General features: G+C 57.6%; 25 protein-coding genes. 18 read left to right on the top strand and 7 right to left on the bottom strand.

What is annotated here, in order from left to right:
• Positions 1 to 126: 126 nt before the first annotated feature.
• Positions 127 to 1170: an aminopeptidase gene (locus IM299_RS20960; protein ID WP_193358044.1), complete on the bottom strand. Its 1044-nt coding sequence runs from the start codon at positions 1168 to 1170 to the stop codon at positions 127 to 129.
• Positions 1171 to 1416: 246 nt separating this feature from the next.
• On the opposite strand from IM299_RS20960, the gene cysG reads away from it, so the two are divergent.
• The 13 genes from cysG (at position 1417) to rpoS (ending at position 12409) form a co-directional block, all read left to right on the top strand.
• Complete coding sequence (cysG, locus tag IM299_RS20955) at positions 1417 to 2766, top strand: siroheme synthase CysG (protein WP_193358045.1); 1350 nt, start codon at positions 1417 to 1419, stop codon at positions 2764 to 2766.
• A 9-nt stretch (positions 2767 to 2775) separates the two neighbouring features.
• Positions 2776 to 3684: a sulfate adenylyltransferase subunit CysD gene (gene cysD, locus IM299_RS20950; RefSeq protein ID WP_008499613.1), complete on the top strand. Its 909-nt coding sequence runs from the start codon at positions 2776 to 2778 to the stop codon at positions 3682 to 3684.
• A 9-nt stretch (positions 3685 to 3693) separates the two neighbouring features.
• Complete coding sequence (cysN, locus tag IM299_RS20945; protein WP_045261235.1) at positions 3694 to 5118, top strand: sulfate adenylyltransferase subunit CysN; 1425 nt, start codon at positions 3694 to 3696, stop codon at positions 5116 to 5118.
• The gene (cysC, locus tag IM299_RS20940; protein WP_028014242.1) at positions 5118 to 5723 is read left to right on the top strand and encodes an adenylyl-sulfate kinase; all 606 of its coding nucleotides are present in this window, start codon (positions 5118 to 5120) and stop codon (positions 5721 to 5723) included. Before cysN ends, cysC begins: the two co-directional genes overlap by 1 nt.
• A 58-nt stretch (positions 5724 to 5781) precedes the next feature.
• On the top strand, positions 5782 to 6108 hold the full coding sequence (locus tag IM299_RS20935; protein WP_028014241.1) for a DUF3561 family protein: 327 nt from the start codon (positions 5782 to 5784) through the stop codon (positions 6106 to 6108).
• A 79-nt stretch (positions 6109 to 6187) separates the two neighbouring features.
• Positions 6188 to 6499, top strand: a complete 312-nt coding sequence (ftsB, locus tag IM299_RS20930; RefSeq protein ID WP_003862095.1) for a cell division protein FtsB — start codon at positions 6188 to 6190, stop codon at positions 6497 to 6499.
• A 19-nt stretch (positions 6500 to 6518) separates the two neighbouring features.
• Positions 6519 to 7229 (top strand): 2-C-methyl-D-erythritol 4-phosphate cytidylyltransferase, encoded by a 711-nt coding sequence (gene ispD, locus IM299_RS20925; RefSeq protein ID WP_028014240.1) that lies wholly within the window; start codon positions 6519 to 6521, stop codon positions 7227 to 7229.
• Positions 7229 to 7708: a 2-C-methyl-D-erythritol 2,4-cyclodiphosphate synthase gene (gene ispF, locus IM299_RS20920; RefSeq protein WP_006811766.1), complete on the top strand. Its 480-nt coding sequence runs from the start codon at positions 7229 to 7231 to the stop codon at positions 7706 to 7708. The genes ispD and ispF overlap by 1 nt, the downstream gene beginning before the upstream one ends.
• Positions 7705 to 8754, top strand: coding sequence for a tRNA pseudouridine(13) synthase TruD (gene truD, locus IM299_RS20915; protein WP_193358043.1), 1050 nt, complete (start codon positions 7705 to 7707; stop codon positions 8752 to 8754). The genes ispF and truD overlap by 4 nt, the downstream gene beginning before the upstream one ends.
• Positions 8735 to 9496 carry a 5'/3'-nucleotidase SurE gene (surE, locus tag IM299_RS20910; protein ID WP_041908434.1) on the top strand — a complete coding sequence of 254 codons (762 nt, stop codon included), beginning with the start codon at positions 8735 to 8737 and terminating at the stop codon, positions 9494 to 9496. Before truD ends, surE begins: the two co-directional genes overlap by 20 nt.
• Entirely contained in the window at positions 9490 to 10116 is a 627-nt protein-coding gene (locus tag IM299_RS20905) for a protein-L-isoaspartate(D-aspartate) O-methyltransferase (RefSeq protein ID WP_028014237.1), read from the top strand. The genes surE and IM299_RS20905 overlap by 7 nt, the downstream gene beginning before the upstream one ends.
• Before the next feature lie 116 nt (positions 10117 to 10232).
• Positions 10233 to 11357: a murein hydrolase activator NlpD gene (gene nlpD / locus IM299_RS20900; protein ID WP_041908436.1), complete on the top strand. Its 1125-nt coding sequence runs from the start codon at positions 10233 to 10235 to the stop codon at positions 11355 to 11357.
• A gap of 59 nt (positions 11358 to 11416) precedes the next feature.
• The gene (gene rpoS, locus IM299_RS20895; protein WP_013098493.1) at positions 11417 to 12409 is read left to right on the top strand and encodes an RNA polymerase sigma factor RpoS; all 993 of its coding nucleotides are present in this window, start codon (positions 11417 to 11419) and stop codon (positions 12407 to 12409) included.
• Positions 12410 to 12461: 52 nt separating this feature from the next.
• Here the strand turns inward: rpoS and IM299_RS20890 are convergent, their stop codons facing one another.
• Entirely contained in the window at positions 12462 to 12839 is a 378-nt protein-coding gene (locus IM299_RS20890; RefSeq protein WP_041908440.1) for a DUF4440 domain-containing protein, read from the bottom strand.
• Positions 12836 to 14038 carry an MFS transporter gene (locus IM299_RS20885; protein ID WP_193358042.1) on the bottom strand — a complete coding sequence of 401 codons (1203 nt, stop codon included), beginning with the start codon at positions 14036 to 14038 and terminating at the stop codon, positions 12836 to 12838. The genes IM299_RS20890 and IM299_RS20885 overlap by 4 nt, the downstream gene beginning before the upstream one ends.
• 108 nt (positions 14039 to 14146) lie before the next feature.
• Between IM299_RS20885 and IM299_RS20880 the strand changes: the two genes are divergently transcribed.
• Positions 14147 to 15034, top strand: coding sequence for a LysR family transcriptional regulator (locus tag IM299_RS20880; RefSeq protein ID WP_045261239.1), 888 nt, complete (start codon positions 14147 to 14149; stop codon positions 15032 to 15034).
• Here IM299_RS20880 and IM299_RS20875 read toward each other — a convergent pair.
• Complete coding sequence (locus IM299_RS20875) at positions 15031 to 15438, bottom strand: MarR family winged helix-turn-helix transcriptional regulator (protein WP_028014232.1); 408 nt, start codon at positions 15436 to 15438, stop codon at positions 15031 to 15033. The genes IM299_RS20880 and IM299_RS20875 overlap by 4 nt on opposite strands.
• A gap of 173 nt (positions 15439 to 15611) precedes the next feature.
• On the opposite strand from IM299_RS20875, the gene IM299_RS20870 reads away from it, so the two are divergent.
• From IM299_RS20870 to IM299_RS20860, 3 genes are read left to right on the top strand one after another with little or no spacing between them, the layout of a single operon-like run.
• Complete coding sequence (locus tag IM299_RS20870) at positions 15612 to 16214, top strand: non-oxidative hydroxyarylic acid decarboxylases subunit B (protein WP_028014231.1); 603 nt, start codon at positions 15612 to 15614, stop codon at positions 16212 to 16214.
• Positions 16204 to 17631 carry a non-oxidative hydroxyarylic acid decarboxylases subunit C gene (locus IM299_RS20865; RefSeq protein ID WP_041908445.1) on the top strand — a complete coding sequence of 476 codons (1428 nt, stop codon included), beginning with the start codon at positions 16204 to 16206 and terminating at the stop codon, positions 17629 to 17631. The genes IM299_RS20870 and IM299_RS20865 overlap by 11 nt, the downstream gene beginning before the upstream one ends.
• Before the next feature lie 10 nt (positions 17632 to 17641).
• A complete protein-coding gene (locus tag IM299_RS20860) occupies positions 17642 to 17863 on the top strand; it encodes a non-oxidative hydroxyarylic acid decarboxylases subunit D (protein WP_003862116.1) in 222 nt (73 codons plus the stop codon).
• A 93-nt stretch (positions 17864 to 17956) separates the two neighbouring features.
• On the opposite strand, the gene mutS is transcribed toward IM299_RS20860, so the two are convergent.
• A complete protein-coding gene (gene mutS / locus IM299_RS20855) occupies positions 17957 to 20518 on the bottom strand; it encodes a DNA mismatch repair protein MutS (RefSeq protein WP_041908448.1) in 2562 nt (853 codons plus the stop codon).
• A gap of 113 nt (positions 20519 to 20631) precedes the next feature.
• Entirely contained in the window at positions 20632 to 20862 is a 231-nt protein-coding gene (locus tag IM299_RS20850; protein WP_041908449.1) for a SymE family type I addiction module toxin, read from the bottom strand.
• Between the two features lie 175 nt (positions 20863 to 21037).
• Between IM299_RS20850 and IM299_RS20845 the strand changes: the two genes are divergently transcribed.
• Positions 21038 to 21382: a nitrous oxide-stimulated promoter family protein gene (locus IM299_RS20845; RefSeq protein WP_047364429.1), complete on the top strand. Its 345-nt coding sequence runs from the start codon at positions 21038 to 21040 to the stop codon at positions 21380 to 21382.
• 5 nt (positions 21383 to 21387) lie between these two features.
• On the opposite strand, the gene IM299_RS20840 is transcribed toward IM299_RS20845, so the two are convergent.
• The gene (locus IM299_RS20840) at positions 21388 to 22608 is read right to left on the bottom strand and encodes an MFS transporter (protein WP_048956597.1); all 1221 of its coding nucleotides are present in this window, start codon (positions 22606 to 22608) and stop codon (positions 21388 to 21390) included.
• Between the last annotated feature and the right edge of the window lies 1 nt (position 22609).

The raw sequence follows: 22609 nt of genomic DNA, 5'->3' as shown, positions 1-22609 counted from the left end.
CTCTTCTGATTTGTTAGCGCAACCAGTAGATCACACTTCATCGTGCTTTTCATTTTTCTGGGGAACCCTCAGCCCTGTGGGAGAGGGTTGGGGTGAGGGCATCAGGCCCCGCTATACTTAAAAACATCAGGCTTTGCCCGCTTTCGCCAGCTCCTTCACCAGCGGCAGCATCACTTTCACGACATCCCGGCTGCGGTGCTCAATCCGCTGCGGCAGCGTTTTATCAATGTGCTGCTGATTATCCAGCCGCACGTCATGCCAGCTGGTCCCGTCCGGGAACGCTTTCGATTTAGCGCGCTGCTGATAGCCATCCTTTTTGCCCAGCGCCCAGTTCGTCGCCTCGACGTACAGCACCGGAATGCCTGCCTTATCAAACACTTCCCCGTCGTTACAACAGCCAGTGCCTTTTGGATAATCCGGGTTACCGCCTGGGTTTGTTGCGGCATAGACGCCATGCGTACGGGCAAGCGCCAGCGCGCGGTCGCGGGTGAGTTTACGCACGCTGCTCGGCGTGCTCTGTCCACTATTAAAATAGAGCTTATCGCCCACGATCAGGTTATCGAGGTTAATCACCAGCAGCGTATTTTTCTTCTCCTCAGCGCTCATCCGTTTAAGGAGATTCTCAGCGCCGAGTTTTCCTTCTTCTTCGCCGCTGGTCGCCACAAAGCGAATACCGTATTTCGTCGGAATATTTTTAAGGCGTTCAGCCAGTTCAAGCATCACGCCGAGACCCGCTGCGTTATCGTCCATGCCCTGCAGCGTCAGTCCCCCGAGGTTATTATCAATATCGGCGTCGCTCATTGGCGCATAGGTATCCAGGTGCGCCATGATAATAATCTGCTCAGCCGCTTTCCCCTCATGCGCCGCAATCACCGTGCTGCCGGTCACGTTATGCCAGTTTTGCATTTTATTGCGTGAGGTATAGATGTAGCGGCTGTGAAACGAGCGTATGTCACTCTGGTAGCCCATCTGTGCAAACTGCTGGCGAATATAGTCGGCGGAGAGCATCTCCGCGGGTGAACCGGTCATGCGGCCAGGGAAAACCGTCGCAATATGTCGCGCCTGCTTAGTGGCGATTTCACCATAAGGTTGATTTTTTGCCTGAGCCGGAAGGATAAAGCAAACGCCGAGCGCCAGGGCAGCAATACGGTGGCGCGTTGCGGAAAACATAGTGAGTCCTTAAAAACAGAGCAAAATAATAACGTGCATAGTATGAAACTGTGATCGTCCATACACAATTTGAATTGCTCTTAAATGCCCGAAATTTCGCGTGTTAAGCATTTTTTGGTATTTGCTTTTTCACGGCGTTATTCCATTGAGTAACTACTCATTCCAATTCGTAATTTCATTCGATCTAAGCCGCCCCCTATAGTCCCTCTATTCCTCGTTGTTAGTGAGTTGTTGCCTGTGGACTATCTGCCCCTTTTTGCCGCCTTAAAAGACCGACCGGTACTGGTTGTCGGCACGGGAGAAATTGCCGATCGCAAAATCGCGTTTTTGCAGCGCGCAGGGGCACAGGTGCGGGTTGTTGAAGAGGCGGATTTCGACGAGTCACAGATCGACAGCGTGGTGCTGGTGATTGCGGCGACTGAAAATCGGGAACTTAACCGGCGGGTCTCCGACGCGGCCCAGGCCCGTTACCGTCTGGTGAACGTGGTGGACGACCAGCCTTTATGCTCGTTTATCTTCCCGTCGATCGTTGACCGCTCGCCGCTGCTGGTGGCGATCTCCTCCGGCGGCACCGCGCCGGTGCTGGCGCGCGTGCTGCGGGAAAAGATCGAAGCGCTGCTGCCGACCAGCCTCGGACGCATGGCGGAGAAAGCCAGCTACTGGCGCAACCATTTAAAAAACCGCCTGACCAGCGTGACGGAACGCCGTCGCTTCTGGGAGCGCGTATTTCGCGGCCGCTTTGCCAGCCTGATGCAGGCGGGCAATGAGACGGCGGCGCAGAAAATTCTCGAAGACGAACTGGATAACCCCGGCAGTACGGGCGGGGAAATTATTCTGGTGGGAGCCGGGCCGGGGGATGCCGGTTTGCTGACGCTGCGCGGCCTGCAGGTTTTGCAGGATGCGGACGTGGTGTTCTACGACCACCTGGTCACCGATGGCGTGCGCGAGCTGATCCGTCGCGATGCGGAGCAAATCTGCGTCGGCAAACGGGCGGGGGAACACTCCGTGCCGCAGCACGATACCAACCAGATGCTGATTGCCGCCGCGAAAGCGGGCAAAACCGTGGTGCGCCTGAAAGGGGGCGACCCGTTCATTTTCGGTCGCGGCGGTGAAGAACTGCAGGCGGCAGCCGAAGCTGGCGTGCCGTTCCAGGTGGTGCCCGGCATCACGGCGGCCTCTGCGGTGACGGCCTACGCCGGCATTCCGCTGACCCATCGCGATTACGCCCAGAGCGTCACCTTTGTGACCGGGCACTACAAGGCCGACAGCACGCCGTTTGACTGGTCGCACCTCGCCCAGAGCCGACAAACGCTGGCGATATACATGGGCACGATGAAGGCTGCGGACATCAGCGAACAGCTTATTCAGCACGGTCGCGAGGCGACGACGCCCATTGCCGTCATTTCTCGCGGTACGCGCGTCGATCAGCATGTTGCTATCGGCACATTACAAGACCTTGCAACCCTGGCGAAAGACGCCCCGATGCCTGCCCTGATCGTGGTGGGAGAGGTGGTGCAGCTGCACAGCACCCTCGCCTGGTTCCAACACACAACCGATACAGAAGGCTTTGGTTCTTCTGTTGTAAATTTGGCTTAAGGAACGGTTATGGACCAAAAACGACTTACTCACCTGCGGCAGCTCGAAGCGGAAAGTATCCATATTATCCGCGAAGTGGCCGCCGAGTTCTCTAACCCGGTGATGATGTACTCCATCGGTAAAGATTCCAGCGTCATGCTGCACCTGGCGCGTAAAGCGTTTTATCCGGGCACGCTGCCGTTCCCGCTGCTGCACGTGGATACCGGCTGGAAATTCCGCGAAATGTACGAATTCCGCGACCGTACCGCCAAAGCCTACGGCTGCGAGCTGCTGGTGCACAAAAATCCGGAAGGGGTGGCGATGGGCATTAACCCGTTCGTCCACGGCAGCGCCAAGCATACCGACATCATGAAAACCGAAGGGCTGAAGCAGGCGCTGAACAAGTACGGTTTTGACGCGGCCTTCGGCGGCGCGCGGCGTGACGAAGAAAAATCCCGCGCCAAAGAGCGAATCTACTCCTTCCGCGACCGCTTCCATCGCTGGGATCCGAAAAACCAGCGCCCGGAGCTGTGGCACAACTACAACGGCCAGATCAACAAGGGCGAAAGCATTCGCGTCTTCCCGCTCTCTAACTGGACCGAGCTGGATATCTGGCAGTACATCTATCTGGAAAACATCGAGATTGTTCCGCTGTACCTGGCCGCCGAGCGCCCGGTGCTGGAGCGCGACGGCATGCTGATGATGATTGACGACGATCGTATCGATCTGCAGCCGGGTGAAGTGATCAAAAAACAGATGGTCCGTTTCCGTACCCTCGGCTGCTGGCCGCTGACCGGCGCGGTGGAATCGAACGCGCAGACGCTGCCGGAGATCATCGAAGAGATGCTGGTGTCCACCACCAGCGAGCGACAGGGGCGCGTGATTGACCGCGACCAGGCAGGCTCCATGGAGCTGAAGAAACGTCAGGGTTATTTCTAAGGAGCCGCCATGAACACCACTATTGCTCAACAAATTGCCAACGAAGGCGGCGTGGAAGCGTATCTGCACGCCCAACAACATAAAAGCCTGCTGCGCTTTCTGACCTGCGGCAGCGTGGATGACGGGAAAAGTACCCTGATTGGCCGCCTGCTGCACGACACGCGCCAGATTTATGAAGATCAGCTCTCTTCCCTGCATAACGACAGCAAGCGTCACGGCACCCAGGGCGAAAAACTTGACCTGGCGCTGCTGGTGGACGGCCTGCAGGCGGAGCGCGAGCAGGGCATCACTATTGACGTGGCCTATCGCTATTTCTCCACCGAGAAGCGCAAGTTTATTATTGCCGACACCCCGGGGCACGAGCAGTACACCCGCAATATGGCGACCGGCGCATCCACCTGCGATCTGGCGATCCTGCTGATGGACGCCCGTAAAGGCGTGCTGGATCAAACCCGTCGCCACAGCTTTATCTCCACTTTGCTGGGGATCAAGCACCTGGTGGTGGCGGTCAACAAGATGGATCTGGTGAACTTCAGCGAAGAAAAATTCGAGGAGATCCGCCAGAGCTACCTGACCTTTGCCGAACAGCTGCCGGGCAACCTGGATATTCGCTTTGTGCCGCTCTCGGCGCTGGAAGGGGATAACGTCGCCTCCCAGAGCGCAAACATGCCGTGGTACAGCGGCCCGACGCTGCTGGAAGTGCTCGAAACCGTTGAAATTCATCGCGTGGTCGACACTCAGCCAATGCGCTTCCCGGTGCAGTACGTGAACCGTCCAAACCTCGATTTCCGCGGCTTCTCCGGCACTATTGCTTCCGGTTCCGTGAAGGTGGGGCAGCGCGTGAAGGTGCTGCCATCCGGCGTGGAGTCAGCAATTGCACGTATCGTGACCTTCGACGGCGATCTGCAGGAAGCCGGGGCAGGGGAAGCGGTCACGCTGGTGCTGAAAGACGAAATTGATATCAGCCGCGGTGACCTGCTGGTCGACGCGCAGGAGACGCTGGCGGCGGTGCAGGGCGCGTCCGTGGACGTGGTGTGGATGGCCGAACAGCCGCTGACCGCAGGCCAGAGCTACGACATCAAAATTGCGGGCAAGAAAACCCGCGCCCGCGTGGACGGCATTCAGTTCCAGGTGGACATCAACAACCTGACCCACCGTGATGTGAGCGAGCTGCCGCTGAACGGTATTGGCCTGGTGGATCTGACCTTCGACGAGCCGCTGGTGCTGGATCCGTATCAGCAGAACCCGGTGACGGGCGGGCTGATCTTTATTGACCGCCTGACCAACGTTACCGTCGGCGCGGGCATGGTGCGCGAGCCTAACGCGCAGGCGAGCGTGACCTCTGAGTTCAGCGCCTTCGAGCTGGAGCTGAACGCGCTGGTGCGTAAGCACTTCCCGCACTGGGGCGCCCGCGATCTGCTGGGAGGCAAGTAATGGCCGCCCATGATGAGAACGTCGTCTGGCATCCTCATCCGGTCACCGTCGCCCAGCGCGAACAGCTTCATGGCCACCGTGGGGTGGTGCTGTGGTTTACCGGGCTGTCTGGCTCCGGTAAATCCACGGTGGCGGGCGCGCTGGAAGAGGCGCTGCATCAGCAGGGAGTAAGTACCTACCTGCTGGATGGCGACAACGTGCGTCACGGCCTGTGCAGCGATTTGGGGTTCAGCGACGACGACCGCAAAGAGAACATTCGCCGGGTAGGTGAAGTCGCCAGCCTGATGGCAGACGCCGGGCTGGTGGTGCTGACGGCGTTTATCTCGCCACACCGCGCAGAGCGCCAGATGGTGCGCGAGCGCGTGGGTCAGGATCGCTTTATCGAAGTGTTTGTCGATACGCCGCTGGAGATCTGCGAAGCGCGCGATCCGAAAGGGCTGTACAAAAAAGCGCGTGCCGGCGAGCTGCGAAACTTCACCGGAATTGACTCGGTTTACGAAGCGCCTGAATCGCCTGAGATTCACCTGGAAGGTCAACAATTGGTAACAAATTTAGTAAGCCAATTATTAGACCTGCTCAGACGGGACGATATTATCAGATCCTGAGGCGGTATCGTTCGGGAGCTGTCTTCCCGAACGATGAGTCACGGTCACAGGATTAGCTATGCGCAACAGTGAAAACTACATTATCACCACCGGGTCGGAACCGTTAACCACCGACAATGAGACGACCTGGTCCTTCCCTGGGGCGATAGTCGGCTTTGCGTCGTGGTTACTGGCGCTGGGTATTCCGTTTTTGATCTACGGTGGTAACACCCTTTTCTTCTTTCTCTACACCTGGCCCTTCTTCCTGGCGCTGATGCCCGTTGCGGTCGTTGTCGGGGTTGCGCTGCACTCCCTTTTCAACGGCAAGCTCCTGTACAGTACGGTTATCACGATTGCCACCGTTGTCGTCATCTTTGGCCTGCTGTTTTTATGGCTAATGGGCTAACTTGCGACATAATTAAAACCCCGCAGTAGAGTCGAACGGAAAGTTATGGGATGATGATGCCGTTTTTTCAGGGGGCAGGATGGGTAAACTAACGCTGCTGTTGCTGGCTTTGCTGGTCTGGCTGCAATATTCGTTGTGGTTCGGTAAGAACGGGCTGCACGACTACAGCCGGGTGAGCGATGACGTCGCGGCTCAGCAGGCAACAAATGCCAAACTTAAGGCGCGTAACGATCAACTCTTTGCTGAAATTGATGACCTCAATGGCGGCCAGGAGGCGATTGAGGAGCGCGCACGCAATGAACTCAGTATGACTAAGCCGGGCGAAACCTTTTATCGTCTGGTTCCGGATGCGTCTAAACGCAATCAGGGCTCAGCACAAAACAATCGATAATCAGGCCCAGGATTACGACATGGCAGCAACTTTTTCGGACGTATGTGCCGTGGTGCCGGCCGCAGGTTTTGGCCGGCGCATGCAGACAGAATGTCCCAAGCAGTACCTCTCAATTGGCGATAAAACGATCCTTGAGCACGCCGTGGCGGCGCTGCTGGCGCACCCGCGGGTGACGCACGTGGTCATCGCCATCAGTCCCGGCGATGCCCGCTTTGCGCAGCTGCCGCTGGCAAACCACCCACAGATTACCGTAGTTGATGGCGGCGCCGAGCGCGCCGATTCCGTGCTGGCGGGCATTCAGGCTGCCGGAAGCGCCCAGTGGGTGCTGGTCCATGACGCGGCACGTCCGTGCCTGCATCAGGACGACCTGGCACGCCTGCTGGCGCTGAGCGAAACCAGTAAAGTGGGCGGCATTCTGGCCGCGCCGGTGCGCGACACCATGAAGCGTGCCGAGCCGGGCAAGCGTGCTATCGCCCACACCGTTGAGCGCGTCGACTTATGGCACGCGCTGACGCCGCAATTTTTCCCCCGCGAACTGCTCCACGACTGCTTAACGCGTGCCCTTAATGAAGGCGCGACCATCACGGACGAAGCCTCCGCGCTGGAGTATTGCGGTTTTCACCCCACGCTTGTTGAAGGGCGCGCTGATAATATAAAAGTGACGCGCCCGGAAGATTTACAGCTCGCGGAATTTTATCTTACCCGTTCGACCCATCAGGAGAAGGCATAATGCGAATTGGACACGGTTTTGATGTACACGCCTTTGGCGGAGAAGGCCCAATTATCATTGGCGGCGTACGTATTCCTTACGAAAAAGGGCTGCTGGCGCATTCTGATGGCGACGTGGCGCTGCATGCGCTGACCGACGCGCTACTCGGCGCTGCCGCGCTGGGTGATATCGGCAAGCTGTTCCCGGACACCGACCCGGCCTTTAAAGGGGCGGACAGCCGCGAATTGCTGCGCGAAGCGTGGCGCCGTATTCAGGCGAAAGGTTACACCCTCGGCAACGTCGACGTGACGATTATTGCCCAGGCCCCGAAAATGCTGCCGCACATTCCGCAGATGCGCGTATTTATCGCTGAAGATCTGGGCTGCCATATGGACGACGTCAACGTCAAAGCCACCACCACGGAGAAGCTGGGCTTTACCGGTCGTGGCGAAGGGATTGCCTGTGAAGCCGTGGCGCTGCTGGTGAAGGCGGCAAAATGACGGACTTCGATAACCTGACATACCTGCACGGTAAGCCGCAGGGGAACGGGGTGCTGAAAGCCAGCCCGGAAGATTTCCTCGTGGTTGAGGATCTGGGCTTTGAACCCGATGGCGAAGGCGAACATATCCTGGTGCGTATTCTGAAAAACGGCTGCAACACCCGCTTTGTGGCCGACGCGCTGGCAAAATTCCTCAAAATTCACGCCCGGGAAGTGAGCTTTGCCGGGCAGAAAGATAAACACGCTGTCACCGAGCAGTGGCTCTGCGCCCGCGTGCCCGGCAATGCGATGCCTGATTTAAGCAAATTTGAGCTTGAAGGCTGTAAGGTGCTGGAGTACGCCCGCCACAAGCGCAAGCTGCGCCTGGGGGCGTTGAAAGGCAACGCGTTTACGCTGGTGCTGCGCGAAGTGACCGATCGAGAAGACGTTGAAAAACGTCTCAACGCCATTAATGAACGCGGCGTTCCGAACTACTTTGGCGCGCAGCGCTTTGGCATTGGCGGCAGCAACCTGCAGGGCGCGCTGCGCTGGGCGCAAAGCGATGCGCCGGTGCGCGACAGGAATAAACGCAGTTTTTGGTTGTCGGCGGCCCGCAGCGCGTTGTTTAATCAGATTGTGAGCGAAAGGCTGAAAAAACCGGACGCGAATCAAGTTGTTGTTGGCGATGCGCTACAATTAGCGGGACGCGGAAGCTGGTTTGTGGCAACGGCCGAAGAAATGGCCGATGTGCAGTCGCGCGTGGATGCCAAAGCGCTGATGATTACCGCAGCTTTGCCGGGCTCAGGCGACTGGGGCACCCAGGGCGACGCGTTGAGCGCTGAGCAGTCCGCCGTGACGGATGCGCCGGAATTACAATCCTTGCTGGTGCGGGAAAAAGTCGAAGCAGCGCGCCGCGCGATGCTGCTCTATCCGCAGCAGTTAAGCTGGAACTGGTGGGATGACGTGACCGTCGAGTTACGCTTCTGGCTGCCGGCAGGTAGCTTTGCCACCAGTGTTGTCAGGGAACTAATCAACACCTCGGGTGATTATGCGAATATTGCTGAGTAACGATGACGGGATCCACGCGCCGGGCATTCAGACCCTGGCGAAGCACCTCCGTGAATTTGCGGATGTGCAGGTCGTGGCCCCCGATCGTAACCGCAGTGGAGCGTCTAACTCACTGACGCTGGAGTCGTCGCTTCGCACCTTTACCTTTGAAAATGGCGATATTGCCGTGCAGATGGGCACGCCGACGGACTGCGTGTTTCTGGGCGTGAACGCGCTGATGCGCCCGCGTCCGGATATCGTCGTCTCCGGCATTAACGCCGGGCCGAACCTCGGCGATGACGTGATTTACTCCGGAACGGTAGCGGCGGCAATGGAAGGGCGCCATCTGGGGTTCCCGGCGCTGGCGGTCTCGTTAAACGGCCACACGCACTACGATACCGCCGCCGCGGTGACCTGCTCGATCCTGCGGGCGCTAGGCCGCGAGCCGCTGCGTACCGGGCGCATTCTCAACATCAACGTGCCGGATCTTCCTCTCAATGAAATTAAGGGCATTCGCGTTACGCGCTGCGGAAGCCGGCATCCGGCCGATCAGGTGATCCCGCAGCAGGATCCTCGCGGCAACACGCTTTACTGGATCGGGCCTCCTGGCGATAAGTGCGATGCGGGTCCGGACACCGACTTTGCCGCCGTGGATGATGGCTATGTCTCGGTCACTCCGCTGCACGTAGATTTAACCGCGTATAGCGCGCATGATGTGGTGTCGGGCTGGCTGGATCGCGCAGGAGTGAACGCGCAATGGTAAGCAAACGTGTACAAACTCTTCTGGAACAACTTCGCGCACAGGGGATCCGCGACGAGCACGTGCTTGAAGCGCTCGCTCAGGTCCCGCGTGAGAAATTTGTAGACGAGGCGTTTGAACACAAAGCGTGGGAAAACGTAGCGCTGCCCATCGGGCAAGGCCAGACGATTTCGCAGCCTTATATGGTGGCGCGGATGACGGAGCTGCTGGAGCTCACGCCCGACTCACGCGTGCTGGAGATTGGCACCGGGTCGGGTTATCAGACCGCCATCCTGGCGCATCTGGTACACCATGTCTGTTCCGTAGAGCGGATCAAAGGTTTGCAATGGCAGGCGCGTCGTCGCCTGAAACAACTTGATTTACATAATGTTTCGACACGACACGGTGATGGATGGCAGGGTTGGCAGGCTCGCGCCCCGTTTGACGCTATCATCGTGACGGCGGCTCCGCCTGAAATTCCCGCAGCGCTCTTGTCGCAGCTGGATGAGGGGGGCATTCTTGTTCTGCCCGTCGGGGACGAGCAGCAGCTATTAAAGCGCGTTCGTCGGCGCGGCGGCGAGTATATTATCGACACCGTGGAAGCCGTGCGCTTTGTGCCTCTGGTAAAGGGGGAGTTGGCCTGAGACTCGGATTTATCCAGGGTTATTAAGGCAAATTCAGCGTATGGTGTGGCGCGAAAGATTCGTGTCATCACGGTAAATTTTAAGTCACTGGTAGTTAACACATTCCTGGGGGATAAATGAGCGCGGGAAGCCCTAAATTCACCATCAGCCGTGTTGCGGCATTATCACTGGTTTCGCTCTGGCTGGCAGGCTGTACAAGTTCCAACAACGCGCCTGCGCCCGTCAGTTCCGTCGGGGGAAACAGCGGCTCCGGTAACACGTCCAGCGGAATGTTGATCACGCCTCCGCCTAAAATGGGTACTGCTGCGCCGCAGCAAACACCACAAATTCAGCCTGTGCAACATCCTGTTACACAGCCAACGCAGATTCAGCCAGTTGAACAGCCTGTTCAGACCCAAAATGGCCGCATAGTCTATAACCGCCAGTATGGGAACATTCCGAAAGGCAGCTATACCGGCGGCAGCACCTATACCGTGAAGCGCGGCGATACGCTGTTCTACATTGCCTGGATCACCGGGAACGATTTCCGTGACCTCGCGCAGCGTAATAACGTCCAGGCCCCGTATGCTCTGGAAGTTGGCCAAACGCTCCAGGTGGGCAACGCAACGGGTACGCCACTGACGCCTGGTAATACGGTTTCAGCGGCCGATGTGACGGCTCAAAATAACAGCGTTAAGCCTGCACAAAAATCCACCACGGTGGTTGCTTCACAACCTGTAATTACGTATTCTGAGGATTCAGGTGATCAGACTGCTAACAAAATGTTGCCGAATAATAAAGGGACTGCGACTGTTGTCACAGCACCGACCACGGCACCTGTGGTTAGCTCTACTGAACCGACTGCAAGCAGTCAGAATGCCAGTTCGTCCATCACCGCATGGCGCTGGCCAACCGACGGCAAGATTATCGAGAACTTCGCAACCTCTGAGGGTGGGAACAAAGGGATCGATATCGCAGGCAGTAAAGGACAGGCTATCATCGCGACCGCAGACGGACGCGTTGTGTATGCCGGTAACGCGCTGCGCGGTTACGGTAATCTGATTATCATCAAACATAACGATGATTACCTGAGTGCCTACGCCCATAACGACACAATGCTGGTCCGGGAACAACAAGAAGTTAAGGCGGGGCAAAAAATCGCTACCATGGGTAGCACCGGAACCAGTTCTACACGCTTGCATTTTGAAATTCGTTACAAGGGGAAATCCGTAAACCCGCTGCAGTACTTGCCGCAGCGATAAATTGACGGGGCATGCCAGCCAGGGTGTCTCGTTCAGGGATCACGGGTAGGAGCCACCTTATGAGTCAGAATACGCTGAAAGTTCATGATTTAAATGAAGACGCGGAATTTGATGAGAACGGAGCAGAGGCTTTTGACGAAAAAGCCTTAGTAGAAGAGGAACCCAGTGATAACGATTTGGCTGAAGAAGAGCTGTTATCGCAGGGCGCCACACAGCGTGTACTGGACGCGACTCAGCTTTACCTTGGGGAGATTGGTTACTCCCCACTGCTAACGGCCGAAGAAGAAGTCTATTTCGCACGTCGTGCTTTGCGTGGTGATGTTGCCTCGCGTCGTCGCATGATCGAAAGTAACCTGCGACTGGTCGTGAAAATTGCCCGCCGTTACGGCAATCGTGGTCTGGCTCTGCTGGATCTGATTGAAGAGGGCAACTTAGGTCTCATCCGCGCAGTTGAGAAGTTTGACCCGGAACGCGGGTTCCGTTTCTCAACCTACGCGACCTGGTGGATTCGTCAGACCATCGAACGGGCTATTATGAACCAGACCCGTACGATCCGACTGCCGATCCACATCGTCAAAGAGTTGAACGTTTATCTGCGTACCGCGCGCGAGTTGTCCCATAAACTGGACCACGAGCCAAGCGCAGAAGAAATTGCCGAACAACTCGACAAACCGGTTGATGACGTAAGCCGTATGCTGCGTCTCAACGAGCGCATTACCTCGGTTGACACCCCGCTGGGTGGCGACTCCGAAAAAGCGCTGCTGGACATCCTGGCCGATGAAAAAGACAACGGCCCGGAAGACACCACGCAGGACGATGACATGAAGCAGAGCATCGTCAAATGGCTGTTCGAACTGAACGCCAAACAGCGTGAAGTGCTGGCACGTCGTTTCGGTTTACTGGGGTATGAAGCTGCGACACTGGAAGACGTCGGCCGCGAAATTGGCCTGACCCGTGAACGTGTTCGTCAGATTCAGGTAGAAGGTCTGCGCCGCCTGCGTGAAATCCTGCAGGGGCAAGGTCTGAATATCGAAGCGTTGTTCCGCGAATAAGCATCCTTTCGTCAAAAAAGGCCCGTCGTGAGACGGGCCTTTTTCTTTTGTGCTACGGCTGGGCCGTTTCGTGCAGCAGACGCCATGTAATCCCGCCGCCTTCCTGATTAAGCACCGCGGTTGACCAGCGCACGTTGACGGGCAGGTCCGGCCGGGTTTGCGTCTCCCGGTAGTGCAGTAGCGCGCCACGATCCCAGCGCTCGATCGTGGATAATTCGTCAATGACGATCTTCAGTCCGGGGCGGCTTCCTCGCTGACTGTGCAGAAAGTCCACAAGGCCGTGATAGTCGATATGAACGCCACCCGGTGGGATCATCAGAAAATCTGGCCGGAAACGGGCGAGCAGGGCGTCGGAGTCGCCTTCGCCTTTGCCTAACCAGTTTTCAAGCGCAATGTGGAGGTCGATAATGTCGTGTTCAAAAGGCGTCATGAATTCTCCTGTCGCAGCTGGGCGAGCACCTGCGTATTGTTAAGTCGGAAAACGTACAGTAAAGGCAATAGGGTCATGCCTGCGGCAAAAAGAAACATTCCGTGCCAGGCGGCGAGTGGCGCCAGATAACTCTGCGCCAGACTCAGCACCTCTGCCAGCAGCAGGGCACCGGCAAAAAAGCTCAACTGACGATTGAGATTCCACAGCGCGCTGGCATCCGGCATCTCTTCCCTGCGCGTTGTCAGAAAAGCGCTGCTCTGAGCGGTACTGCTGCACAGGCTTCCCCCCGCGCCCATCAGGGTAAACGCAACGACAGGAAGCAGCGTAGCCGAACTGACGTTAAGCAAAAGCAGAATGCCCGTCGCCTGCAGCAGGCAGCCGATAACAATCAGCGGCTGTGGGCCGATACGGTTAAAATAGCGTCCCGTCGCCGTGATGGCGATAAACGATGCCACGGACCACGGCAGCATGAGCATACCCGTTGCGGCTGGACTCATGTTCGCCTCGTGCTGAAGATAAAACATGCCCGTAACGTTCACCCCGATAAATACGCCAGGAACGCATACATAGACAAGCATGGCAAAACGCAAAAGCGGGTCCGCGAGCAACCGCAGGTTGAGCAGCCTGGCCGCTTTCATCGCGGGTATTTCATGTTTAAGCCACAGGCAGGCCAACACAAAGGTCACGATGGCCACCGGAAGCGTCGCGAAAAATATCCACCGCCAGCTTAGCATCTGCACCAGCAGGCCCCCGATAGCGGGGGAGCAGGCGGGAGCAAGCAGCGCGACCAGCATGACCGCCGAGGAGAGTCTGGCTCGCTCGTGAGGCTGAAACAGTTGCCAGGTCAGCGCCTGTCCGACGGGGATCAGTAAGCCACCGCCCACGCCCTGCAGCACGCGCCAGGCAATAAGGCTTTCCAGCGTTGCAGACAAGCCTGCCGCAGCAGAAGCCGCGCTGAACAGAAAAAGCGAGATCAGGATGACCCGCTTTGGTCCGAAGCGGCGCGTGAGCATGCTGCTAAACGGGATCGCCAGCGTCAGGCCGGCAATGTACCCGTTACTGACCCAGGCAAGCGCTGAAGGCGTGGCGTTAAGAGCTTGCGCCATCGCCGGAAAAGCGACGCTGGCAATAAACATGTTGATCAAATCAAGAAAAAAGCCCAGCAGATAGACAGCGGCGACTTTGCTGCGATATGTCATGGTGGATCCTCCCGTGAGGTGGCGTATCGTATCGACCCCGGAAGCACGGATAAACCTGACAAAGCGCGATATACTGTCAAAAAAATTTTGACGGTAAAAGGCGTAATGATGATTAACCTACAGCGGACGCAGATGTTTGTTGCGGTGGCCGATACCGGCAGCTTTACTGCCGCAGCCGATGCGCTGGGTCTGACAAAAGCCGTGGTCAGCTTCAATATTCGCCAGCTCGAAGCCGAGCTGGGGGTGACGCTGCTGCTGCGCTCCACCCGCCGCCTGACGTTAACCGAGGCGGGAGCGCTTTTTCATCAGCGCAGCGTGGCGCTTCTGAAGGACGCAGAACGGCTGCAGGATGATGTTCGCGCGAATCATGCAGGACTCACGGGGGAATTGCGGATCACCACCACGCCTGAGTATGGTTCGCGGGTCGTGGTACCGTTGCTGGCAAGGTTTAGCCAGCTGCACCCGGAGCTTCGCGTGCGTCATGTTTCGTCTTCACTCCATGCCGACCTGATCTCAGAGCGCTTTGACGTGGCTATTCGGTTGGGAACGCTTACCGACTCGCGCTACCACGCCGCATTGATTTCACATTTTTCCATCCTGCCCGTCGCGACGCCGGAATGGCGGATGAATCATCCGGTTGAATCGCTTGCACAGCTGGCGCAAGCCGACTGGATTATTCACGAGCGCTTAGCGTCGCCGCTGCGCTGGCAGGTGAAAGATGCCAGCGGTGCGCCTGAAATGCTTGAGATAAAAAAAGCGCCGCGCCTGTTTGCCGACAGCGCGCAGGCGCTTATGGCTTTTGCGCTCGCGGGAAGTGGCGTGGCGTTACTGCCGGAATGGCTGGTGCGCGATGCGCTTGATGCGGGAAAACTGGTCCCGGTTTTACCGGAATATACCTTCGCGCGGCAGGGCATCCACGCGGTTTATCCGGATGCCCGGCACGTGCCTGCGAAAGTGCGCACCTTTATTGATTTTATGCGCGCCAGGGTGAATTAATCGTGCATCATCTTTTTGATGAGCGCAGAGAACTGCTCCCGTTCGGCCTTATTAAGACGCCCTAAAAACGCCTCATCCACCTCGTTGCCGACCGGCTGGCAGTCTGCAAGCAGGGCTTCGCCTTCCGGCGTCAGGAAGACAAACCGGCGGCGCTTGTCTGCGGGATCGTGCTCGCGTTTGACCAGCCCGCGCGCCTCCATTCGGCTGAGCATCTCCGCCAGCGTCGCCTTCGTGCTGACCGCCACTTCGGTCAATGCCACCTGCTCAATGCCCGGGTGCTCGGCAATGGAGCGCATAACCGCATACTGCGGCTTGGTCAGTTCCGGCAGGGAATGTTGCCACTTAGCGGTATGCTGTTGAAAAAGCTGACGTAACAGGTGGAACGCCTCTTGTCTTAGTTCCATGAACACTCCGACAGAAAAAATCACCCCCTATGATAGCCGCTAAAGCCCGGGATGATAACGCGGGATTTTTTAGCAATTAATGTGATCGTGTACGAACGATCTTGTCAGTAGAGCGATCCGGGAGTAGTTTATCTGTAAATGTTCGTACACGAACAAAATGATTGAGGTGATGAATGAGATTGATCGTGGGAATGACAGGAGCAACGGGGGCTCCGCTGGGCGTGGCGCTGCTGCTGGCGCTGAGGGAAATGCCGGAGGTAGAGACCCATCTGGTCATGTCGAAGTGGGCAAAAACAACCATTGAGCTGGAAACGCCTTACAGCGTACAGGACGTTGCTGCGCTGGCTGACGTTGTTCACAGCCCGGCTGACCAGGCCGCCACCATCTCCTCCGGCTCGTTTCGCACCGACGGCATGATAGTCATTCCCTGCAGCATGAAAACGCTGGCGGGGATCCGCGCGGGCTACGCCGAAGGGCTGGTGGGCCGTGCGGCAGATGTGGTGCTGAAAGAGGGGCGCAAGCTGGTGCTCGTTCCCCGCGAAACGCCGCTCAGTACCATTCATCTGGAGAACATGCTGGCGCTTTCCCGCATGGGCGTGGCGATGGTGCCGCCCATGCCTGCGTATTACAACCACCCGCAAACCGCCGATGACATCACCCAGCATATCGTCACCCGTGTGCTCGACCAGTTTGGTCTGGAGCACAAAAAGGCGCGCCGATGGAACGGGTTGCGGGAGGCGAAACATTTTTCACAGGAGAACAAAGATGGCATTTGATGATTTGAGAAGCTTCCTGCAGGCGCTCGATGAGCAAGGGCAATTGCTGAAAATTGAGGAAGAGGTGAATGCGGAGCCGGATCTGGCGGCGGCAGCCAACGCCACAGGTCGTATTGGCGACGGCGCGCCCGCGCTGTGGTTCGACAATATTCGTGGCTTTACCGATGCCCGCGTGGTGATGAACACCATCGGCTCGTGGCAAAACCACGCCATATCGATGGGGCTGCCAGCGAATACCCCGGTAAAAAAACAGATCGACGAGTTTATTCGCCGCTGGGATAAATTCCCCGTTACGCCGGAGCGCCGCGCTAACCCGGCCTGGGCGCAAAATACGGTCGACGGTGAAGACATTAACCTGTTCGATATCCTGCCGCTGTTTCGCCTGAACGACGGTGACGGCGGTTTTTATCTCGATAAAGCGTGCGTTGTCTCGCGCGATCCGCTCGACCCGGACCATTTCGGCAAGCAGAACGTCGGGATCTACCGCATGGAGGTCAAGGGCAAGCGCAAGCTCGGCCTGCAGCCGGTACCGATGCACGATATCGCCCTCCATCTGCACAAAGCGGAAGAGCGCGGACAAGATCTGCCGATCGCGATTACTCTCGGCAACGATCCGATCATCACGCTAATGGGCGCGACGCCGCTGAAATACGATCAGTCCGAGTATGAAATGGCGGGCGCACTGCGTGAAAGCCCGTACCCGATTGCCACCGCACCGCTGACTGGCTTCGATGTGCCGTGGGGTTCTGAAGTGATCCTTGAAGGGGTGATTGAAGGCCGCAAGCGTGAAATCGAAGGGCCGTTCGGCGAGTTTACCGGACACTATTCCGGTGGCCGTAATATGACGGTGGTCCGTATCGACAAAGTTTCTTACCGCACCAAACCGATCTTCGAATCCCTTTACCTCGGCATGCCGTGGACCGAGATTGACTATCTGATGGGACCAGCCACCTGCGTGCCGCTTTACCAGCAGCTGAAGGCAGAATTCCCGGAAGTGCAGGCGGTGAACGCGATGTACACCCACGGTCTGCTGGCAATTATCTCCACCAAAAAACGCTACGGTGGTTTTGCCCGCGCGGTCGGTTTACGCGCCATGACCACGCCGCACGGTCTGGGCTACGTGAAGATGGTGATTATGGTGGATGAGGATGTCGATCCGTTCAACCTCCCGCAGGTGATGTGGGCGCTCTCATCGAAGGTCAATCCGGCAGGGGATCTGGTGCAGCTGCCGAACATGTCAGTGCTTGAACTCGACCCTGGCTCCAGCCCGGCGGGCATTACCGACAAACTGATTATTGATGCCACCACGCCTGTTGCACCGGACACCCGTGGCCACTACAGCCAGCCGGTACAGGATCTGCCTGAAACTAAAGCCTGGGCTGAAAAACTGACCGCGATGCTGGCAGCACGCCAATAAGGAGGAAAAGATGATTTGTCCACGTTGTGCCGATGAGCATATTGAAGTGATGGCGACGTCACCGGTGAAAGGGGTCTGGACCGTTTATCAGTGCCAGCATTGTCTTTATACCTGGCGCGATACCGAACCGCTGCGTCGTACCAGCCGCGAGCATTACCCGGAAGCGTTCCGCATGACGCAGAAGGATATTGATGAAGCACCGCAGGTGCCGACGATCCCGCCGCTGTTGTAATAATAGGCCCGGTAGCGCTGCGCTTACCGGGCCTACGGGTTTTGTAGGTCGGGTAAGGCGAAGCCGCCACCCGACAAAACTGACCGCAGAAAACTAAACCAGACTCTTCAACCGATAAATCCACTCCAGCGCCTGACGCGGCGTCAGTGAATCCGGGTCGAGGTTCTCCAGCGCTTCCACCGCAGGCGACGTTTCTTCCGGTGGCGCCAACAGCGACATCTGGGTGCCATCGATCTGCGTCGCCGCCGCATTCGGCGAGAGGCTTTCCAGCTCACGCAGCTTCTGGCGAGCGCGCTTGATCACCTCTTTTGGTACACCTGCCAGCGCCGCAACGGCCAGGCCATAACTCTTGCTCGCCGCGCCATCCTGCACCGTGTGCATAAAGGCAATGGTATCGCCGTGCTCCAGCGCATCAAGATGAACGTTAGCCACGCCTTCCATTTTCTCCGGCAGCTGCGTCAGCTCGAAGTAGTGGGTGGCGAACAGCGTCATGGCCTTGATTTTATTCGCGAGGCTTTCAGCACAGGCCCAGGCCAGTGACAGGCCGTCATAGGTTGAGGTTCCGCGTCCCACTTCGTCCATCAGCACCAGGCTGTGCTCCGTCGCGTTATGCAGAATATTAGCCGTTTCGGTCATCTCGACCATGAAGGTTGAGCGACCGCTCGCCAGATCGTCCGCTGCCCCAACGCGGGTGAAGATACGATCGATGGGGCCAATCTCCACTTTTTGCGCCGGGACGTAGCTGCCGATATAGGCGAGCAAAGCAATCAGCGCCGTCTGGCGCATATAGGTACTCTTACCGCCCATGTTCGGGCCGGTAATGATCAGCATTCTTCTCTGCGGCGAGAGGCTCAGCGGGTTGGCGATGAACGGTTCGTTCAGCACCTGCTCAACGACCGGGTGACGGCCTTCCGTAATGCGAATGCCGGGCTTGTCGGTAAAGGTCGGGCAGGTATAGTTCAGCGTTTCAGCTCGTTCTGCCAGGTTCACCAGCACGTCCAGCTCCGCCAGCGCGCTGGCGCTGAGCTGCAGGTCAGCAAGGTGCGGCATCAGCATGTCGAACAGCTCGTCATACAGCTGTTTTTCCAGCGCCAGGGCTTTACCTTTCGAGGTGAGTACTTTGTCCTCGTACTCTTTCAGCTCGGGAATGATGTAACGCTCGGCGTTTTTCAAGGTCTGACGACGTACGTAGTGAATCGGCGCCAGATGACTTTGCCCGCGGCTGATCTGAATGTAGTAACCGTGTACCGCGTTATACCCCACTTTCAGCGTGTCGAGCCCAAGACGCTCGCGTTCGCGAATTTCCAGCTTATCGAGATAGTCCGTCGCGCCGTCGGCCAGCGCGCGCCATTCGTCCAGCTCCTCGTTGTAGCCTGGGGCAATCACACCGCCGTCGCGCACCAGAACCGGAGGCGCATCAATAATGGCGCGCTCAAGCAGCTCGCGAAGTTCAGTGAATTCGCCCATCGTTTCGCGGAGTTTCTGTACCGGCGCGCTGTCAACGTCACTCAGCTGCGCACGCAGTTCCGGCAGCTGCTGGAAAGCATGACGCATCCGCGCGAGGTCACGCGGGCGCGCGGTGCGCAATGCCAGACGGGCCAGGATACGCTCCAGATCGCCCACCTGACGCAGGACCGGCTGCAGCTCGGTATAGCGATCCTGCAACGCAGCAATCGTCTGCTGGCGGCAAACCAGCGTATCGGTATCGCGAATCGGCATATGCAGCCAGCGTTTCAGCATGCGACTGCCCATTGGCGTCACCGTGCTGTCGAGCACCGACGCGAGCGTGTTTTCAACGCCACCTGCCAGGTTCTGGGTGATCTCCAGGTTACGGCGCGTGGCGGCATCCATGATGATGCTGTCCTGCTGGCGCTCCATGGTGATAGAACGGATATGCGGCAGGGCGGTGCGCTGGGTGTCTTTCACGTACTGCAGCAGGCAACCTGCGGCACACAGCCCGCGTGGAGCATTTTCCACGCCAAAGCCAATCAGATCGCGGGTACCGAACTGCAGGTTCAGCTGCTGGCGCGCGGTATCAATTTCGAATTCCCACAGCGGGCGACGGCGCAATCCGCGACGGCCTTCAATCAGCGCCATTTCGGCGAAGTCTTCGGCGTAGAGCAATTCTGCCGGGTTGGTGCGCTGCAGTTCGGCAGCCATCGTTTCGCGGTCAGCCGGCTCACTCAGGCGAAAACGCCCGGAGCTGATGTCCAGCGTGGCGTAGCCAAACCCTTTGCCGTCCTGCCACAGCGCCGCCAGCAGGTTATCCTGGCGCTCCTGAAGCAGGGCTTCATCACTGATGGTGCCTGGCGTGACGATGCGTACGACTTTGCGCTCAACCGGGCCTTTCGAGGTTGCCGGATCGCCGATTTGTTCGCAGATGGCAACGGACTCACCCTGATTCACCAGCTTGGCCAAATAGTTTTCAACCGCGTGGTGCGGGATACCGGCCATCGGGATGGGCTCGCCTGCGGATGCGCCACGTTTGGTTAGCGAGATGTCGAGCAACTGCGACGCACGTTTAGCATCGTCATAAAACAGCTCGTAAAAATCGCCCATGCGGTAAAACAGCAGGATTTCCGGATGCTGTGCCTTCAGCTTCAGGTACTGCTGCATCATCGGCGTATGTGCGTCGAAATTGTCGATTGTGCTCATGGAGTTATGATGTCCATTTCTTTGAAAATAAACCGTTTTGAGCGGCTCAGTGGCCGTTTGTTCGTTCTATTGTCGCATGAAAAAAAGGTACGGCGCAGAAAAATGTGGCGGCTTTACGAGGCGCCTTCAGACATTAACTCAATGACGATTTTTCCATGCTCAACGCCCACCCTGACCTGGGAGTTGGTGGTAAAGCCCGCCTTTTCAAGCCAGTCTCCTTTTAAGCTCAGCGCCGCATGCACGCTGTATCGCTTTGGTATCTTCGTTTTTCGATCCTCGTGACGTTTTCTGAAATATCCCACTTTTAAATGGCGGTAGGGTTTGCCGATCGCGATCTCTTTCATAGGGTCTCCAGACTATACGGACAACGGTCATTCCTGATGCCTGTATAAAATACCAGTGATTTTCAGGAGGTGCAGGGTTAATAGTGGAATCAGGCTTCAGAAAACGGAATGCAACACCTGAAATCCACAGTTTTAAAGTGTATTATTGATGCATCTTATTATTTGGTAAGTCGCTATGACCGGTAAACGCATATCACGTGAAAAAGAGACCATCGCGAAAATGATCGCGTTGTACGCAAAGCAGTGTCCACAGGCTTCTCAGGAAGCGGGGCATTATCAGGCGCTCAACGCGTATGCTGATAAGCGCCTGGATAAGTGCGTTTTTGGTGAAGAAAAGCCCGCCTGTAAACAATGCCCGGTGCACTGCTACCAGCCTGCCAGACGTGAAGAGATGAAGCAGATTATGCGCTGGGCAGGCCCGCGTATGTTATGGCGTCACCCCATTCTGACCGTCCGCCATCTGATGGATGACCGTCGTCCGGTGCCGGAACTGCCGGAGAAGTATCGACCGAAAAAGTGAACCGATCAGCTTCGTAGCGGGCGGCAAATCACGTTCAGGGCCAGCGCGCTGCAGAGTGGAAAGAGCGCCAGCAGCAGCCACGGGTAAATCGCCTGCGTTGAAGGCACCAGCGCGCGATCCAGCAGGCTGCCAAATAACAAATTTCCAGCCAGTACCGCAATGCCTCCGGCGGTGGAGAGTGCGCCATAGTGCGCGCCCAGCGTGGATTCATCGGCGAAACGCGGAATGAGATCTTTTGCCGAGGGCACCAGCAGCATCTGCCCCAGCGTCAGCAGCGTGACAAACGAGACCGAGGGCAGAAGCCGCAGCCAGCCTTCAGGCGGTTCTGTTGCCGCAAACATTGCCACGCTCGCAAAGGCGGCGGAAAGCAGCAAAAAGCCCACCGGAAGAATGTTTACCGCGCCCACGCGTCGGGCGAAACGCGCCAGCGGCAGCTGTAAGGTAATGATCAGAACGGAGGCCAGCATAAAAAGCGGGCCGAGATCTTTCTCGCTACCGCCGGAGCGCTGGATCTCCACCGGCAGCGCCAGATAGAGCTGGTTATAGCTTAACAGCCAGGAGCTGTAGGCAATGATAAAGGCGACAAAGCGCGGCTGGCGGAACGTCGTCCACCAGGGCACTATTTTTATCTTCTGTGAACGTTGCCCGGCAGCAGGCAGACAGAAGTAAAGCACCACTAGCGCAATGATAAAGACGCCTGCCCCCGCCAGCGCTACCTGGCGGAAGCCAAGCCCCGTTAGCAGAGCGCCAGCAACCGGGCCCAGTACCGCGCCGAGCTCCCCGCAGACGGCAAAGAGCGCAAACCACTCCGCCCGGCTTCGTTTCCCTTTCGCCTCGCTGTGGGTACCCGCTTTCGCCAGCAGAGCCTCAATTGAGGGAGAAAATAGCGCGCCTCCGACGCCCGTCAGACACGCGCCCAGAATAATCGGCCACAGCGATCCCCCGAAGGCCAGCAGCAGATAGCCTGAAACACGAACTATGCAGCCGCTGAGGATGATGACCTTCGCGCCAAACCGGTCCGAGAGCGCACCGCCAACGATAAACATCCCCTGCTGCGAGAACGTGCGCAGGCCCAGGATCAGCCCGATGAGCCCGCCGGAGAGCAGCATGTCGTCACGCAGAAATACCGCCAGGAAGGGAACGACGGCGTAAAAACCAATGTTAAAAACAAACTGGCTACCCAGTAAAACGGGCGGCCAGAGCGTGGTGGCGGGGCGAAGGGACATT

The sequence above is a fragment of the Enterobacter cloacae complex sp. P47BA genome, assembly GCF_014930485.1.
GTDB lineage: Bacteria > Pseudomonadota > Gammaproteobacteria > Enterobacterales > Enterobacteriaceae > Enterobacter > Enterobacter bugandensis.
The sequence above is the reverse complement of the archived record's forward strand: the minus strand, read 5'-3'. Positions and strand labels throughout refer to the sequence as shown.

Excerpts from the sequence above, each read along its gene's own strand:
- IM299_RS20960 (WP_193358044.1), bottom strand. The coding sequence starts at position 1,170 with ATGTTTTCCGCAACGCGCCACCGTATTGCTGCCCTGGCGCTCGGCGTT.
- IM299_RS20890 (WP_041908440.1), bottom strand. The coding sequence starts at position 12,839 with ATGACGCCTTTTGAACACGACATTATCGACCTCCACATTGCGCTTGAA.
- rpoS (WP_013098493.1), top strand. The coding sequence starts at position 11,417 with ATGAGTCAGAATACGCTGAAAGTTCATGATTTAAATGAAGACGCGGAA.
- IM299_RS20880 (WP_045261239.1), top strand. The coding sequence starts at position 14,147 with ATGATTAACCTACAGCGGACGCAGATGTTTGTTGCGGTGGCCGATACC.
- cysC (WP_028014242.1), top strand. The coding sequence starts at position 5,118 with ATGGCCGCCCATGATGAGAACGTCGTCTGGCATCCTCATCCGGTCACC.
- ftsB (WP_003862095.1), top strand. The coding sequence starts at position 6,188 with ATGGGTAAACTAACGCTGCTGTTGCTGGCTTTGCTGGTCTGGCTGCAA.
- truD (WP_193358043.1), top strand. The coding sequence starts at position 7,705 with ATGACGGACTTCGATAACCTGACATACCTGCACGGTAAGCCGCAGGGG.
- IM299_RS20905 (WP_028014237.1), top strand. The coding sequence starts at position 9,490 with ATGGTAAGCAAACGTGTACAAACTCTTCTGGAACAACTTCGCGCACAG.
- surE (WP_041908434.1), top strand. The coding sequence starts at position 8,735 with ATGCGAATATTGCTGAGTAACGATGACGGGATCCACGCGCCGGGCATT.
- IM299_RS20850 (WP_041908449.1), bottom strand. The coding sequence starts at position 20,862 with ATGAAAGAGATCGCGATCGGCAAACCCTACCGCCATTTAAAAGTGGGA.
- IM299_RS20935 (WP_028014241.1), top strand. The coding sequence starts at position 5,782 with ATGCGCAACAGTGAAAACTACATTATCACCACCGGGTCGGAACCGTTA.
- IM299_RS20875 (WP_028014232.1), bottom strand. The coding sequence starts at position 15,438 with ATGGAACTAAGACAAGAGGCGTTCCACCTGTTACGTCAGCTTTTTCAA.
- IM299_RS20845 (WP_047364429.1), top strand. The coding sequence starts at position 21,038 with ATGACCGGTAAACGCATATCACGTGAAAAAGAGACCATCGCGAAAATG.
- mutS (WP_041908448.1), bottom strand. The coding sequence starts at position 20,518 with ATGAGCACAATCGACAATTTCGACGCACATACGCCGATGATGCAGCAG.
- IM299_RS20865 (WP_041908445.1), top strand. The coding sequence starts at position 16,204 with ATGGCATTTGATGATTTGAGAAGCTTCCTGCAGGCGCTCGATGAGCAA.
- cysD (WP_008499613.1), top strand. The coding sequence starts at position 2,776 with ATGGACCAAAAACGACTTACTCACCTGCGGCAGCTCGAAGCGGAAAGT.
- IM299_RS20840 (WP_048956597.1), bottom strand. The coding sequence starts at position 22,608 with ATGTCCCTTCGCCCCGCCACCACGCTCTGGCCGCCCGTTTTACTGGGT.
- IM299_RS20870 (WP_028014231.1), top strand. The coding sequence starts at position 15,612 with ATGAGATTGATCGTGGGAATGACAGGAGCAACGGGGGCTCCGCTGGGC.
- IM299_RS20860 (WP_003862116.1), top strand. The coding sequence starts at position 17,642 with ATGATTTGTCCACGTTGTGCCGATGAGCATATTGAAGTGATGGCGACG.
- IM299_RS20885 (WP_193358042.1), bottom strand. The coding sequence starts at position 14,038 with ATGACATATCGCAGCAAAGTCGCCGCTGTCTATCTGCTGGGCTTTTTT.
- ispF (WP_006811766.1), top strand. The coding sequence starts at position 7,229 with ATGCGAATTGGACACGGTTTTGATGTACACGCCTTTGGCGGAGAAGGC.
- nlpD (WP_041908436.1), top strand. The coding sequence starts at position 10,233 with ATGAGCGCGGGAAGCCCTAAATTCACCATCAGCCGTGTTGCGGCATTA.
- cysN (WP_045261235.1), top strand. The coding sequence starts at position 3,694 with ATGAACACCACTATTGCTCAACAAATTGCCAACGAAGGCGGCGTGGAA.
- ispD (WP_028014240.1), top strand. The coding sequence starts at position 6,519 with ATGGCAGCAACTTTTTCGGACGTATGTGCCGTGGTGCCGGCCGCAGGT.